Annotated in this window: 12 protein-coding genes; 7 read left to right on the forward strand and 5 right to left on the reverse strand. The window is 53.2% G+C overall.

Annotated features, from left to right (window positions below):
• Positions 1-856: 856 nt before the first annotated feature.
• Positions 857-2,992: a TonB-dependent siderophore receptor gene (locus JOE09_RS05745; protein WP_200547803.1), complete on the forward strand. Its 2,136-nt coding sequence runs from the start codon at positions 857-859 to the stop codon at positions 2,990-2,992.
• Positions 2,993-3,783: 791 nt separating this feature from the next.
• Here the strand turns inward: JOE09_RS05745 and JOE09_RS05750 are convergent.
• On the reverse strand, positions 3,784-4,032 hold the full coding sequence (locus tag JOE09_RS05750; protein ID WP_105592759.1) for a GlsB/YeaQ/YmgE family stress response membrane protein: 249 nt from the start codon (positions 4,030-4,032) through the stop codon (positions 3,784-3,786).
• A 140-nt stretch (positions 4,033-4,172) separates the two neighbouring features.
• On the reverse strand, positions 4,173-4,781 hold the full coding sequence (gene emtA / locus JOE09_RS05755; RefSeq protein WP_205065131.1) for a membrane-bound lytic murein transglycosylase EmtA: 609 nt from the start codon (positions 4,779-4,781) through the stop codon (positions 4,173-4,175).
• Positions 4,782-5,089: 308 nt separating this feature from the next.
• Here emtA and ldcA point away from each other — a divergent pair, with 308 nt between their 5' ends.
• The 3 genes from ldcA to JOE09_RS26280 all read left to right on the forward strand — a co-directional run bounded on the left by ldcA (position 5,090) and on the right by JOE09_RS26280 (position 6,964).
• Positions 5,090-6,031, forward strand: coding sequence for a muramoyltetrapeptide carboxypeptidase (ldcA, locus tag JOE09_RS05760; RefSeq protein WP_205065132.1), 942 nt, complete (start codon positions 5,090-5,092; stop codon positions 6,029-6,031).
• Between the two features lie 151 nt (positions 6,032-6,182).
• Positions 6,183-6,428 carry a DinI-like family protein gene (locus tag JOE09_RS05765; protein WP_205065133.1) on the forward strand — a complete coding sequence of 82 codons (246 nt, stop codon included), beginning with the start codon at positions 6,183-6,185 and terminating at the stop codon, positions 6,426-6,428.
• Between the two features lie 410 nt (positions 6,429-6,838).
• Entirely contained in the window at positions 6,839-6,964 is a 126-nt protein-coding gene (locus JOE09_RS26280) for a hypothetical protein (protein ID WP_255569952.1), read from the forward strand.
• 84 nt (positions 6,965-7,048) lie between these two features.
• Here the strand turns inward: JOE09_RS26280 and JOE09_RS05770 are convergent, their stop codons facing one another.
• The 3 genes from JOE09_RS05770 to umuD form a co-directional block, all read right to left on the reverse strand.
• A complete protein-coding gene (locus JOE09_RS05770) occupies positions 7,049-7,978 on the reverse strand; it encodes an ornithine cyclodeaminase family protein (protein WP_205065134.1) in 930 nt (309 codons plus the stop codon).
• Positions 7,979-8,402: 424 nt separating this feature from the next.
• The gene (gene umuC, locus JOE09_RS05775) at positions 8,403-9,665 is read right to left on the reverse strand and encodes a translesion error-prone DNA polymerase V subunit UmuC (RefSeq protein ID WP_205065135.1); all 1,263 of its coding nucleotides are present in this window, start codon (positions 9,663-9,665) and stop codon (positions 8,403-8,405) included.
• Positions 9,665-10,087, reverse strand: coding sequence for a translesion error-prone DNA polymerase V autoproteolytic subunit (umuD, locus tag JOE09_RS05780; protein ID WP_205065136.1), 423 nt, complete (start codon positions 10,085-10,087; stop codon positions 9,665-9,667). The genes umuC and umuD overlap by 1 nt, the downstream gene beginning before the upstream one ends.
• Before the next feature lie 42 nt (positions 10,088-10,129).
• Between umuD and JOE09_RS05785 the strand changes: the two genes are divergently transcribed.
• From JOE09_RS05785 to JOE09_RS05795, 3 genes are all read left to right on the forward strand, one after another.
• Positions 10,130-10,399, forward strand: coding sequence for a hypothetical protein (locus JOE09_RS05785; protein WP_205065137.1), 270 nt, complete (start codon positions 10,130-10,132; stop codon positions 10,397-10,399).
• Positions 10,400-10,534: 135 nt separating this feature from the next.
• Positions 10,535-11,380, forward strand: a complete 846-nt coding sequence (gene licT / locus JOE09_RS05790; RefSeq protein ID WP_205065138.1) for a BglG family transcription antiterminator LicT — start codon at positions 10,535-10,537, stop codon at positions 11,378-11,380.
• A 230-nt stretch (positions 11,381-11,610) separates the two neighbouring features.
• Entirely contained in the window at positions 11,611-13,044 is a 1,434-nt protein-coding gene (locus JOE09_RS05795) for a PTS transporter subunit EIIC (RefSeq protein WP_205065139.1), read from the forward strand.
• The last annotated feature ends 100 nt before the right edge of the window (positions 13,045-13,144 follow it).

Raw genomic sequence — 13,144 nt, forward strand, 5'->3', positions numbered from 1 at the left:
CTAAAGCTGCAACGCATATTGCCAGGAGAGAATCAGTTTCTGCTTTTGATCTTTTTCGGCGAATCCTGACCAGTTAGCCGATGGGGAAGTTTGTTACCTGGCCCTGTCCTGCTGCGAAATCCATAGCCGAAAGGGAGTCAGCCTGTACGGCAGACGGGAAATCCGCCAGTCCGCTTCGTGACTTCAGTGTTGCTTTCAAGGAAATTCACATGACCGCTAAAGCTGCAACGCATATTGCCAGGAGAGAATCAGTTTCTGCTTTTGATCTTTTTCGGCGAATCCTGACCAGTTAGCCGATGGGGAAGTTTGTTGCCTGGCCCTGTCCTGCTGCGAAATCCATAGCCGAAAGGGAGTCAGCCTGTGCGGCAGACGGGCAATCCGCAGCGCCGAGGTGAAAGCAGCTGGCCAGGAGACGCCAGCAGGACGCTGGCGTCAGGCGGGGTCGGTACAAGGATGTACCGTCTCCGCCGGTCCGACCGGCCAGATGCTGTAACCGAGGGCACCGCGCAACGCGCGGCGCGAGGACCGGCCGGCGGCCGCACAGGCTGACTCCCGGACACCTGCGCCTCAAGCCTCAAGCCTCAAGCCTCAAGCCTCAAGCCTCAAGCCTCAAGCCTCAAGCCTCAAGCCTCAAGCCTCAAGCCTCAAGCCTCAAGCTCATCATTTTCAGGTTAATTACTGAACTACAATAGGCAATTATTAACTGTAATTAATACTTGAAAGCGTTAATCGAAAAGATAATACTTCTCATTGATATTATTACAACTCTTTACATTTATCTGCCTGTATCAATACAGACAGGTAAACCGCACTCAACGCGGTGGCACGTTCTAAACCTTAATAAGAGACTTTAACAATGAGTATGGCTTTCAACCTGAAGCGTTCTGCGCTGCTCTGTTCACTCGCGCTCGTCGCACCCGGGATCGTTTTTGCCGCAGAAAACACCATTACGGTAACCAGCGCACCTGAAGAGTCCGCCACTTCACCGACCGAAGGCTACACGGTCAAAAGCAGCAAGGGCGCGACCAAAACCGATGAACCACTGATTACTACCGCGCAGTCCGTTTCGGTTGTTACCCGCCAGCAGATGGAAGACCAGGGTGCCATGAGCGTCAACCAGGCACTGAACTACACTGCCGGTGCCTTCACTAACTTCGGCGGCGCCGCCACCCGTTATGACACCGTTTCCCTGCGCGGTTTCCACGGCGGTGATGTGGATAACATCTTCCTCGATGGCCTGCGCCTGATGAGCGATCCGGGCAGCTTTAACGTATTACAGGTAGACCCGTGGTTCCTCGAGCGTATCGACGTGATTAAAGGGCCTTCCTCCGCGCTGTACGGTCAAACCGTGCCGGGCGGTCTGGTGATGGAAACGTCTAAACGCCCGCAGTTTACTGAAGAAGGCCACTTCCGTACCTACGTGGGAAATAACAGCACTTCCGGCGTGGCCGTTGATTACACCAATGCGATTAACGACCAGCTGGCCTTCCGTCTGACCGGCCTGACCCACAGCAGCGACACGCAGTACGACCACACCCGTGAAGAGAAATACGCGATCTCCCCTTCCCTGTTGTGGCAGCCTGATGAGTACACGTCGCTGTTGGTAAAAGCCTATCTGCAAAAAGATCCGTCCGGCGGCTACCACGGTTCCGTACCGGGTGATGGCAGCATTTACGAGCACAACGGCAAGAAGCTGAGTACCGGTTTCTACGACGGCGATTCCGACCTTGACCGCTTCAAGCGCCACGAGCAGATCTACAGCTACGAATTCGCCCATCGCTTCAACGATACCTGGGCCGTTCGCTCTACCGCCAGCTACAGCCATTCCAACGTCGACCTGGACCAGATCTACCAGATTGGCTGGGTTTCTGCCGACAGCGATATTATGAATCGCTACTACTCCGGCTCCCGCTCTTCGCTGGATGCTTTCGCCATCGACAACCAGCTGGAAGCCGATTTCGCGACCGCTGACATTGAGCATAAAGTGGTGCTGGGCGTGGAATACCATCAGTATAAAAACGACCTGCACGACGCCAGCGGCTATGGCTCACAGCTGAATACGGCAACGGGTCAAACCATCGGTGTGCGTCCGAACTATAACTTTGTTCACTCCGAGCGCCAGTACTATCAGACCGGGATGTATTTGCAGGATGAGATGAAGTGGGACCGCGTACATTTCGACGTGTCCGGCCGCTATGACCGCATCGTGTCGAAAATCAATAATATCGACCTCGGTAACGATAATCGCCGCCAGGATGACCACGTGAGCGGACGCGCCGGTCTGCTGTACGCCTTTGACAACGGTGTATCACCTTACGTCAGCTACAGTCAGGCTATCACGCCGCAGTCGCTGACCGGTGCTGACGGCAATCTGCTGACACCTACCACCGCCGAGCAATATGAGGCTGGTGTGAAGTTCCAGCCGGTAGGAACGTCCGATCTCTACTCCGTGGCGGTGTACGATCTGACGCAGAAAAACGTCGGCAGTCGTAACGTGCAGGGTGGCTATTACGACCCGGCTGGCAAGGTCAACTCTCGCGGTCTGGAACTGGAAGCGCGTAATCAGCTGACGCCGCGCCTGAGCACGATTGCCAACTATACGCTGAGCCGCGTTCGTTATAAAGAAGCGATTGATGCCTCGACCGGTGAGTCTATCAACGGTCATACGCCATACGTTTCCCCTAATGCGACTGCATCTGCCTGGGCTAACTACAAGTTTGACTATGGTCTGAGTGCCGGTGCGGGTGTGCGCTATATCGGTAAGCAGTGGGCGGATAATGCCAATACCGTGCGTCTGCCGTCGGTAACGCTGTTTGATGCATCGGTTCGTGCGGATCTGGGCGCATGGAACAGCAGCCTGAAGGGCGCGTTTGTGCAGGTGAATGCCAATAACCTGACCGGACGTGACTATGTGGCGGCCTGCTACGGTTATGGTTACTGCTACTGGGGCGCGGAGCGTTCTGTAGTGGCGACCGTGGGGTATGATTTCTAATCCCAGTTTGAGCCAGCGCGATCGGATGCGCTGGCTCAGATCGTTTGGCTGCATCGGTGATTCGTTGCGTGTCCGGTGATCGTGCTGACTGGTGATTTATTGCCTGCATGACCAGTGATCGCGCTGACTGGCGGGTTTCCCTAATGGGACTTGTCCTCGCGCCGCGATGCGATGCCTTCACTTCTTTCGTCAGCCTTTCGGACCAGTGCAGACGGGGCGTCCTGCCCCGGCTGCGCTTTTCGTCCGCGTCCATGCGGCCGAATCCGGGCTTCCTCTCTACGTTCAGCGCTGCGGATGCCCAAACGGGAAACTCGCCAGTCCGCTTCGTGACTTCAGCGTTACCTTCAGGCAATCGACCCATTTAGATCAGGCGGCGAACCCCATAGCCGAAAGGGAGTCAGCCTGTGCGGCAGACGGGCAATCCGCAGCGCCGAGGTGAAAGCAGCTGGCCAGGAGACGACAGCAGGACGCTGGCGTCAGGCGGGGTCGGTACAAGGATGTACCGTCTCCGCCGGTCCGATCGGCCAGATGCGGCAACCGAGGGCACCGCGCAACGCGCGGCGCGAGGACCGCCCGACCGCCGCACAGGCTGACTCCCTGACACCGGTATCACCGCTTCCCCCCTGCACCAATGCACCAATGCACCAATGCACCAATGCACCAATGCACCAATTCACCAATTCACCAATTCACCAATGCAAGCATCCACGCCACCAATAAAAAAGCCACCCTCCTTAACAGAGAGTGGCTCCACAATTCTTAACGAAACCAGCCCGCAGGCCCCATTCGTATCAGCTACGTACCTTGCGATAAATCCACAGCACCACAATCGCGCCGATCACCGCAACCACAAAGCTGCCGAAATTAAACCCGTCAACCTTACCAAAACCAAAGAAGGTACTGATCCAGCCGCCGACAACCGCACCGACAACCCCCAGCACCACGGTAATGATAAAGCCGCCACCGTCCTTACCTGGCATAATCCACTTGGCGATAATACCGGCGATCAATCCAAAAATGATCCATGACAGAATACCCATTTACTCCCCCTTAATGATTACCGTTATCAAACTGGCACGATTAAAACTGCACTAAGTATAGGAGAGGATTCTAAGTCTGTGATTTAAGGACAAACTTTTTCAGCAATTTTTTTTGGTACTTATCAACACCGGTTGACGGCTTAAATCGTACGATAGGCGGTTGTCACCTTCCATAAATAGCGCGGAGCCTGCGCCGCCGGGTGATTGTTCTGCACGTGCTGATAAAACTCATCCGGGCTCATGGCATTAATCATCGCAATCGCTCGATTGCGATCCCGCGAGAAAGTCCGCAGTAGCGCACCGGCACCGTTAGCATAGGAAACGATAGTTGCGTAGCGCAGCGTTTCAGGATTGCGGATACCGGCCAGCTGCTGTTGCTGTAAAATACGCAGATAGGCCGTGCCGATATCGATATTTTTGACCGGATCGCGCAATTCACTTTTGCTCGGCTGCCCGTGGCGGCCCTGTGCACGATACACTTCGCGCCCGGCAGTGGAGGCTTTAATCTGCATCAGGCCAACGGCATTAGACTTGCTGACCGCCGTTGGATTGCCGCCGGACTCCACAGCAATAATGGCATCCACCAGTTTCTGATCGACACCGTAGCTACGGGCGGCGTTTTCAGTAAAGAGTGACCAGGCCTGTGCCACTTTCTGTGGCGGTGCTGACGTCAGCGGGGTATCCGGCTGATGAACGATCTTCTTTGCGGGTTCGCTGGCGCAACCTGCCAGCAGTAGTGCAGCCATCATGGCTGCTAATTTCACGCATTTATGCACGCTTGTTTATCCTCTGGGCCTGGCGTCGCGCCTATCATACGACTTGCCGGTTAGCAGAAAATTGCCGTAATTCTTAATTTGCTGGCTGCGGCTGATGACATCACTACGGCTTTTCGTCATCATCGAAAGAATTCGACAGCGAGTGTACAAAAATAATTCACTTACCGGCGTATAAATTTTCACCAGCCTGCGGCAGAGCACACTTTTTATTGCCGTACATGCTGTCAAAATTGTTGATAAACGTCGGTAAAACCACTATCCGGATGAGATAAGTACGTATTATGACCGTGTCTCCACGAAATATTCATCTGATCGCCCCTTCTGGCTTTTGCCACAATCCGGATGCCGCACAGCGCGGTATTGACCGCCTGCGTGCAGACGGACATCGGGTGACCCATACCGACATTATCAGCAGACGCGAACAGCGTTTTGCCGGTAGCGACAGGCAGCGGCTGGCCGACGTTAACGATCTTGCGCGGCTGGAAACGCTGCCGGACATTGTGCTGGCCGTACGCGGCGGCTATGGTGCCAGCCGCCTGCTGCCAAATCTTGACTATAAAAGCCTGGCGGACCGTCTGCGCGGCGAACCTGTCGCACTCTGCGGGCACAGTGATTTCACCGCCATACAGCTTGCCCTGCTGGCTCAGGCCGGATTGCAGAGCTTTAGCGGCCCCATGCTGACAGGAAATTTTGGTGCGGAAACGCTCTCTGATTTCACCCTCAACAACTTCTGGCTGGCGCTGACCTCTGCGCAGTTCACCCTGCGCTGGCAGACCACGCCACAGCAGCTCAGCACGTCGGGCACGCTCTGGGGGGGAAATCTGGCGATGATCGCCTCGCTGATCGGCACTCCCTGGCTGCCGGATATCCGCGACGGAATTCTGGTGATCGAGGATGTTAATGAGCATCCATTCCGCGTTGAACGCATGCTGCTACAGCTGTTGGAAAGCGGTATTCTGGCGCGGCAAAAAGCCATTGTGACCGGCAGTTTTACCGGCAACACGCTTTCTGACTACGATAACGGTTACGATTTCAGCAGCGTATGGGAGCTTATAGCGCAGCGCAGCGGACTGCCGCTGGTAACCGGCCTGGACTTCGGCCACGGTCACGATACCGTTACGCTCCCGCTGGGCGCACGGGCCGAGCTTAACGTTAACGGCAGCGATGCCGCACTGGCGATTTCTGGCCATACGACGATCGGATCGGCACCGCTGAGTCAGTGATTCGGTGAAAACGTGCTCACCGCGCGGCAGATTTGGCTGAGACCAGCCAGCATGCGGGGCGAGCACCCGTTCACCCGACGAAATAGTGTTTGAACCCGCTCTCATATACCTGTATTTTTATACAGATAAATTTAAAGGGAGCGAAAGTAGAATGTTTGTTGAACTGATTTATGACAAGCGCAACGTGGCGGGACTGGCGAACGCCGAGCAGCTGATACTGGAAGAGCTGGAAAAACGCGTTCAGCGAGTTTTCCCTGATGCGCTGGTCAAAGTGAAACCGATGCAGGCCAACGGCGTAAAAAGCGACGCCAGTAAAGCCGATAAATCCACGCTGCTGCGTATCATCGAAGAAATGTTTGAGGAAGCGGACCAGTGGCTGATTTCTGAAGAGTATTAATGTGGGAAAGGGTGATCCAACATTTTTTTTGATTTCGCTCGCAAATAACGCGTTTTTGCCTGGCAATAACTGAGAATACTCCTATCATTAAAATTAATCGATTTCCCTGGTGTTGGCCCGCATTAAAGCTCTTAGCGGGCTTTTTTTTTGCGTAAATATAAGTAAATATTAACTGTTATAACATACACTGCCTAATTTCTCCTGAAACAATTCTTATGCTTTCTTCCCTTTTTAATCACGCCTCGTGGCCCGAAATATTTTCCCTGAAACGCAATCGGCCAGTAGCCAGCCTTGCCACATTTTAGCCCTGCGAAATTGTGATTCCGATCAATGCATAATCGACACTTTAGGTGCAGCATAGCCACGCTGTTTACGTTCCTGACAGAAGAAAAAACAACGAAAGGACAGACATGAACGCCGTACTATTTTGCGCCCTGTTGCTGATTGGGGGGCCATTGATGGGATTTTTGGTGATCGTTGGCGCCTGCCTGCCGGGGATGCTGGGTGAGATCCTGCATCGACCCCGGCGTCATTAGTTCGGCAGGCCACTAACCGGCATCCACCCGATAAGCACCAGTAAAATAACCATCGGGTGAATCACAACGTCTCTACGCTACGGATTACCGGTTTAAACGATCGATCACCAGCAGGCTGACCATCAGGTCCAGGTGCGCGCCGCCCGCATTCTTATACAGCGTAATATCCTGCTGCTGTCGGCAGAAACTCGTGTTCTGGCAAATCTCATAGAGATCGGCTTCGATATGCTGTTCCGTAATCATGCCCAACCGCAGTGGAATATGAAGATCGCCGGACATCGCGGCGTTGGTCCGGTCGTCGACAAATACCCGTGCTTTTGCCACCGCTTCACCGTCTGCTTCCTGCATATCCGGGCGATAGCCACCCAGCAGATCGATATGCGTACCGGGCTGCACATCTTTCCCCAAAATCAGCGGTGACGCCGAGCTGGTGGCCGCGGTGATAATGTCCGCGCGTCCTACCGCTGCGCTAAGATCCTGCACAATTTCCGCTTCAATCCCCTTCTCTCTCAGCGCGGCCAGCGTCGCAGCCAGCTTTTCAGCCGTGCGGTTCCACAGCAGCACGGTGCGAATGGACGGTCGGATATGCAAATAGGCATCGACCAGCGCCGTTGCCACCGGTCCGGCCCCCAGCACCAGCAGTGTGGCGCTATCTTCACGGCTCAGTATGCGGGCAGCAGCCACCGAATCTGCCGCCGTTTTCCAGCGGGTAATCGCCGGACCATCAAGCACGGCAGAGATCGCTTTTGTCTCTTCGTCTATCACCACAAAGGCGGCATCCTCCGCCGCGCGTGGCGGTTTTGCCTGTGCGTTAGCCGGATAAATTGAGGCGATTTTTAATCCGGCACCGCGACCGGGCAGAATAACGCCCCGGCTAAGCAGGCCATAAGCGGCATCACCGAGGAAAAAGCCTTCCCCGGTATGGCGAGCCCCCAGATGCGCCGAGTGAATGGCGTTGATGACGCCCTCCCATTCCAGCAGGTCATGAATGGTTTTTGCGGAAATAAATTGCATGAAACAGCTCCTGAACGTAATCAGCACGAAATCAACGAATAAGGGGACAAGTACGGCTTAAGAATGTGCATATCGAACAGATGCAGATCAACTGCTGAAATTTATGATGCCCCGTAAAGATAGAAAGGCTTTACGTTGTGGTAGAAAATTCAGGCCGGGAATTATTTTCATTTTCATATAAATCATAACGTTATAATTTACTTATTTCTTTTCACGTTTTTTTGTTAATTAAGAGAAAGATCACACTCACGCTAAAAGAATATTACGGCAGCATGTTTTCTCATTTTTCCTGTCGCCCAAATTTAATCCTATTTTCTCACCCACTGCGGGCGGTGGCGGAAAGTTCAGGCACTTAATCGAAATTACTCCTGTTGCGACCAGGCAAGAGAACATCTGAGTAAACTCACTCTCCATAAGTGCCGGATTACTTCGCCAACGGCAGGTCCTGATAGCGGGTGGTATAAGCCGGTGACAGCATTTCGCGCTTCATCGCCCAGGGTTTCTGAATCCCCTGCCCGGCAAACCACAGCGTGCCCCTGCCGCTCTGATTCACGCGGTCGATCACCTGCATCAGTGCCTCGCTGTTCTGCTGCGGTTTGAAATCATCGAACAGATTAAGCTGCGAAACGCCGTGGCTGAAAAAGTCGCCGAGCATCACCCCGGCCTTCATATATCGGTGCCCGTCGCGCCAGATGCGATCGAGTGCATGCATCGCGGCACGAATAATATCCCGGGTATCATTGGACGGCGTCAGCAGCATACTCATCGCCTGATTGCCGTAAAACGGTTCATTCACCGTATGCGGACTGGTGCGAATAAACACCGCAATCTGCCGACAGTACTGCTTTTCTGCCCGCAGCTTTTCCGCCGCGCGCACCGCATAGTTACACACCGCTTCACGCATATCGGCATAGTCAACGATCCGCGAGGAAAACGAACGCGAGCAGAGGATCTGCTGCTTGTTTGGTGCCTGTTCCTCCAGCGCCAGGCACGGTTCACCGCGCAGTTCTCGCACCGTGCGCTCCAGCACCACGTTAAAGTGCTTGCGGATAATCCACGTGCTCTGTTCCGACAGATCTTTTGCGGTAATAATGCCCATCGCATTCAGCTTTTTGCTAATCCGCCGACCCACACCCCACACCTCCGCCACCGGTATCAGCGCCATCAGTTTGCGCTGGCGATCCACGTTCGACAGATCCAGCACGCCGCCGGTCCGCGTCCACGTTTTTGCTGCGTAGTTGGCCAGCTTTGCCAGCGTTTTGGTCTGGGCAATCCCGACGCCAACGGTCAGGTGCGTATCGCGCTTCACCGTTTCACGGATCTCGTGCCCGAATTCTTCCAGCACCCGGCAGTTGCGCACGCCGGTCAGATCGATAAATGCCTCATCGATCGAGTACTCCTCTACCGCCGGGGTAATCTCCTCCAGCGTGGTCATCACCCGGAGACTCATATCGGCGTAAAGCGCATAGTTTGAGCTGAACACGCTCACCCGGTGCTGCCGCAGGTGGTCTTTGATTTTAAAATAGGGTTCGCCCATTTTTACGCCGACCGCCTTTGCCTCCGCCGAGCGGGCAATCACGCAGCCGTCGTTGTTGCTCAGCACACAGACGGGTTTACCCTTCAGGTCCGGCCTGAACACCGTTTCGCACGAAGCGTAGAATGAGTTCACATCCACGAGGGCAAACATCACTTACCCAGCGTTTTAATCACGTGTTTCACCACGCCGAAGATGTCGAACTGGTCAGCATCGGGAATCGGCATAATCGAATAGGCGGAATTCATCGGCCGCAGGTGCAGATAAGGCCGCAGCATCAGCTGCTTGACGGTGAATTCGCCGTCCAGCGCCGCCACCACGATATCGCCGTGCTCCGCCTTCAGCGAGCTGTCTACCACCAGCATGTCGCCCTCGCCAATTCCACCTTCAATCATCGAATCGCCGCTGACCTTGATAAAGTAGGTTGAGCTGGGGTGGCTCACCAGCAGGTCATTGAGGTCGATGCGCTGCTCAATGTAGTCCTGCGCAGGCGACGGAAAACCACAGGGCACCCGGCTGATAAACAACGGCAGGTGCAGAATGACGCGGATTTCTGCGGGCTGATAAAACTTCATAGCTACGATCTCAAATAATTACTGTATATAAATACAGTAATATTGTTTTACCGCTTTGATCAAGGTCAGAAACAGAAGGTTTTTGTAAAGCGGTTGCTGGAAAAGGGAATTTATTTTGCCTCACAGGCAGGCAAGCACTCCGCTTCGTTGCCCGCGGCTCACACGCTGACCGATCGTTTTCAACGCTTTTCAGACACGGCTCACACACCGGACTCTCGTTTTAAACACTTTTCACTGGCCTGCCTGAAAGAGACCAGAGACGGTTATCGCCCGGAGTACGACCTGCTGGAGCGATCCGGTTTATTTTATTAAATGTGACAATGCTGGCACTTAAGATAAAAGAAACGGGTGAATAAGCGCTTCGGTCACCCGGCAATTGACATTCTGCTATGCACTCATTTATTTTTCCCGGATAAATCTCCCGCCCTGTTCCTTCTGGAGCTTGTGATGAAAATAGATCGAATACTGAATAACAATGTTGTTATCACCGTTGATGACAATTTGCAGGAAATGGTGGTCATGGGTAAAGGTATCGGCTTTAACAAGAAAGCCGGAGAATACATTAATCCGACTAACATTGAGAAAACGTTTTCACTGGATAACCCCTATAGCGATCACTTCAGATCACTACTGGATCAGGTTTCGAAAGAGTGCATCCTTGCAACAGAAGCCATTATTTCTCTGGCCCGGGGTCGACTACCGGGAAAACTACACGACAGCTTATTAATTTCACTGGTTGATCACTTACACTATGCACTACAGCGATTTTCAGAAAACATCAGCATCCAAAATGCGTTACTGTGGGAAATAAAAAAAGTTTACCCACATGAGTACGATATTGGAAAAGACGCGCTTCAGATTATTTATCAGCATACCGGCACGCTTTTACCCGAAGACGAAGCCGGGTTTATCGCCCTGCATCTGGTCAACGCCCAGCTCAATGATAATATGCAAAACACGATGAAGATCACCCGTTTTATGCAGGACATATTAAGCCTTGTCGCCTACCACTTTGATATTACCTACCAGGAAAAGGCATTAAGCTATCAGCGTTTTGTTACCCATCTCAAATTTTTCGCCCAGCGCATTCTCGATAAAAAACATCTGGATATTGGCGATCCCGATCTGGCTAACTTAGTGAAGGAAAAATATAAAGACGCCTACTCATGCGCGATAAAAATCAGCAAATACAGTGAATTGCATCACGATCATCAGTTAACGATGGATGAACTGATGTTTCTGGCTATCCACATTGAACAGGTGAAAATATCCATTTCCACAGAGGATAAATAACACATCTTTTGTGAGACACTTCACACAGTGTCATAACATTAAGAAAAACGCTTGTCGGAAAGGAAATTTGAGATTATAAATTTTCCCATAACAGGATTGTTATCTTCTCGCCTAACCGGCGCGCTGAGCAAAACCTAACTACACCTCCCGAATCAGGTCAACGGGAAGGAAAGTTAGGTTTTTTTTTGCCTAAAATTTCCTTCTCAGGAAACTCTGACAAGAGGTAAGTTATGGGATATGCCCATTTATGTGCTGAGATCATATCCGGAGTCGGTGGCCGGGATAATATTATCAGCGTTATTCACTGCGCCACTCGCCTGCGTTTCAAACTGAAAAACAGCAGCCTGTCTCAGGCAGAAAAATTAAAACAGGTGGCGGGAATCATTACCGTCGTTGAGAGCGGCGGGCAGTTTCAGGTGGTTATCGGTAGCCACGTCGGTGAAGTGTACAATCAGCTTGTAGAATATATTCCTGATAATAACCCTGAGGAAAATGTCGATGAAAACGCCTCGCTCCCTTCATCTCCACGGGATTTTAAAGCCGTTTTAAACAGCACCATTGATATTATTTCCAGCATCTTCGCCCCGTTACTTGGGATATTAGTAGCTGCCGGGCTACTAAAAGGCTCACTGATTATTGCCACACTGTTCCATTGGCTAAATAAAGACGAAGGAACGTACCTTATTCTCTTTGCTGCCAGCGATGCGGTATTTTTCTTTATGCCCGTGCTGCTGGGATATACCGCAGGGAAAAAGTTTGGAGGCAATCCGCTGGTCACGCTGGTATTGGGTGCCGCCATGGTTCATCCCTCGCTGATTGAAGCCTTTCACACCACTCAGACCGATCCGGCCCAGCACTATTCGTTCCTGACGATCCCGGTCACCTTGATCAATTACAGTTCAACGGTGATCCCGGTGATACTCGCGGCCTGGTTCTGCTGCTGGCTGGAAAAACGCTTCAACCGCTGGCTGCCGGCATCAATCAGAACCTTTGTGACCCCCTATCTGTGCCTGGCCATCACCTTACCGGCGACTTTCCTGGTCATCGGCCCGCTGGCCACCCAGCTCAGTTCCGCTATCGGCATCGGCTACAACTGGGTCTGGCACCTCAATCCCACCGTTGCGGGTGCCGTATTCGGCGCACTGTGGCAGGTGTGCGTGATCTTCGGTCTGCACTGGGGACTGGCACCGTTGATGATCAACAATCTGATGACCACCGGCACGGATACCGTCTCGGTACTGGTTCAGGCGGCGGTCTGGGCACAGGCAGGCGCGACGCTGGGCGTATGGCTGCGCACCCGTGATACGGCGTTAAAACGCATTGCCGGGCCGTCGTTTGTCTCCAGCATTTTCGGTATCACCGAACCCGCCATCTACGGCGTTAACCTGCCGCTGAAGCGCCCGTTTGTGCTGGGCTGCATGGGCGGTGCACTCGGGGGCGCGATCATCGGTTATTACCACGGCACGGCCTATGCCTTCGGCGGGCTGGGTATTTTCGCCTTCCCCTCTTTTATCTCGCCAACGGGCATCGATGCCGGCTTTTGGGGCATTGTGACCGGTTCCGCCGTTGCCTTCCTGTTTGCCTTTATCAGTAGCTGGATGGTCGGCATACCGCGTTCGCTTCCTGACGGTCACGCGGAGCTGGGCACGGCCTCACCGCGCTAGGTTTCTTTTTCACCCTTTTCCACCCCTTTAACCCTGTTTTTCCCTCACTGGCTGCCTTCCGCTGCCGGACGGGCTGGGTATTACCTAAAATATGAGGACT

It is taken from the genome of Pantoea coffeiphila, assembly GCF_016909495.1.
In the GTDB taxonomy this organism is placed as follows: domain Bacteria; phylum Pseudomonadota; class Gammaproteobacteria; order Enterobacterales; family Enterobacteriaceae; genus Erwinia; species Erwinia coffeiphila.

Coding starts and splice junctions, on each gene's coding strand:
- JOE09_RS05795 (WP_205065139.1), top strand. CDS start 11,611: ATGGGATATGCCCATTTATGTGCTGAGATCATATCCGGAGTCGGTGGC.
- JOE09_RS05765 (WP_205065133.1), top strand. CDS start 6,183: ATGTTTGTTGAACTGATTTATGACAAGCGCAACGTGGCGGGACTGGCG.
- JOE09_RS05745 (WP_200547803.1), top strand. CDS start 857: ATGAGTATGGCTTTCAACCTGAAGCGTTCTGCGCTGCTCTGTTCACTC.
- licT (WP_205065138.1), top strand. CDS start 10,535: ATGAAAATAGATCGAATACTGAATAACAATGTTGTTATCACCGTTGAT.
- umuD (WP_205065136.1), bottom strand. CDS start 10,087: ATGAAGTTTTATCAGCCCGCAGAAATCCGCGTCATTCTGCACCTGCCG.
- JOE09_RS05770 (WP_205065134.1), bottom strand. CDS start 7,978: ATGCAATTTATTTCCGCAAAAACCATTCATGACCTGCTGGAATGGGAG.
- emtA (WP_205065131.1), bottom strand. CDS start 4,781: ATGATGGCTGCACTACTGCTGGCAGGTTGCGCCAGCGAACCCGCAAAG.
- JOE09_RS05750 (WP_105592759.1), bottom strand. CDS start 4,032: ATGGGTATTCTGTCATGGATCATTTTTGGATTGATCGCCGGTATTATC.
- ldcA (WP_205065132.1), top strand. CDS start 5,090: ATGACCGTGTCTCCACGAAATATTCATCTGATCGCCCCTTCTGGCTTT.
- umuC (WP_205065135.1), bottom strand. CDS start 9,665: ATGTTTGCCCTCGTGGATGTGAACTCATTCTACGCTTCGTGCGAAACG.
- JOE09_RS26280 (WP_255569952.1), top strand. CDS start 6,839: ATGAACGCCGTACTATTTTGCGCCCTGTTGCTGATTGGGGGGCCATTG.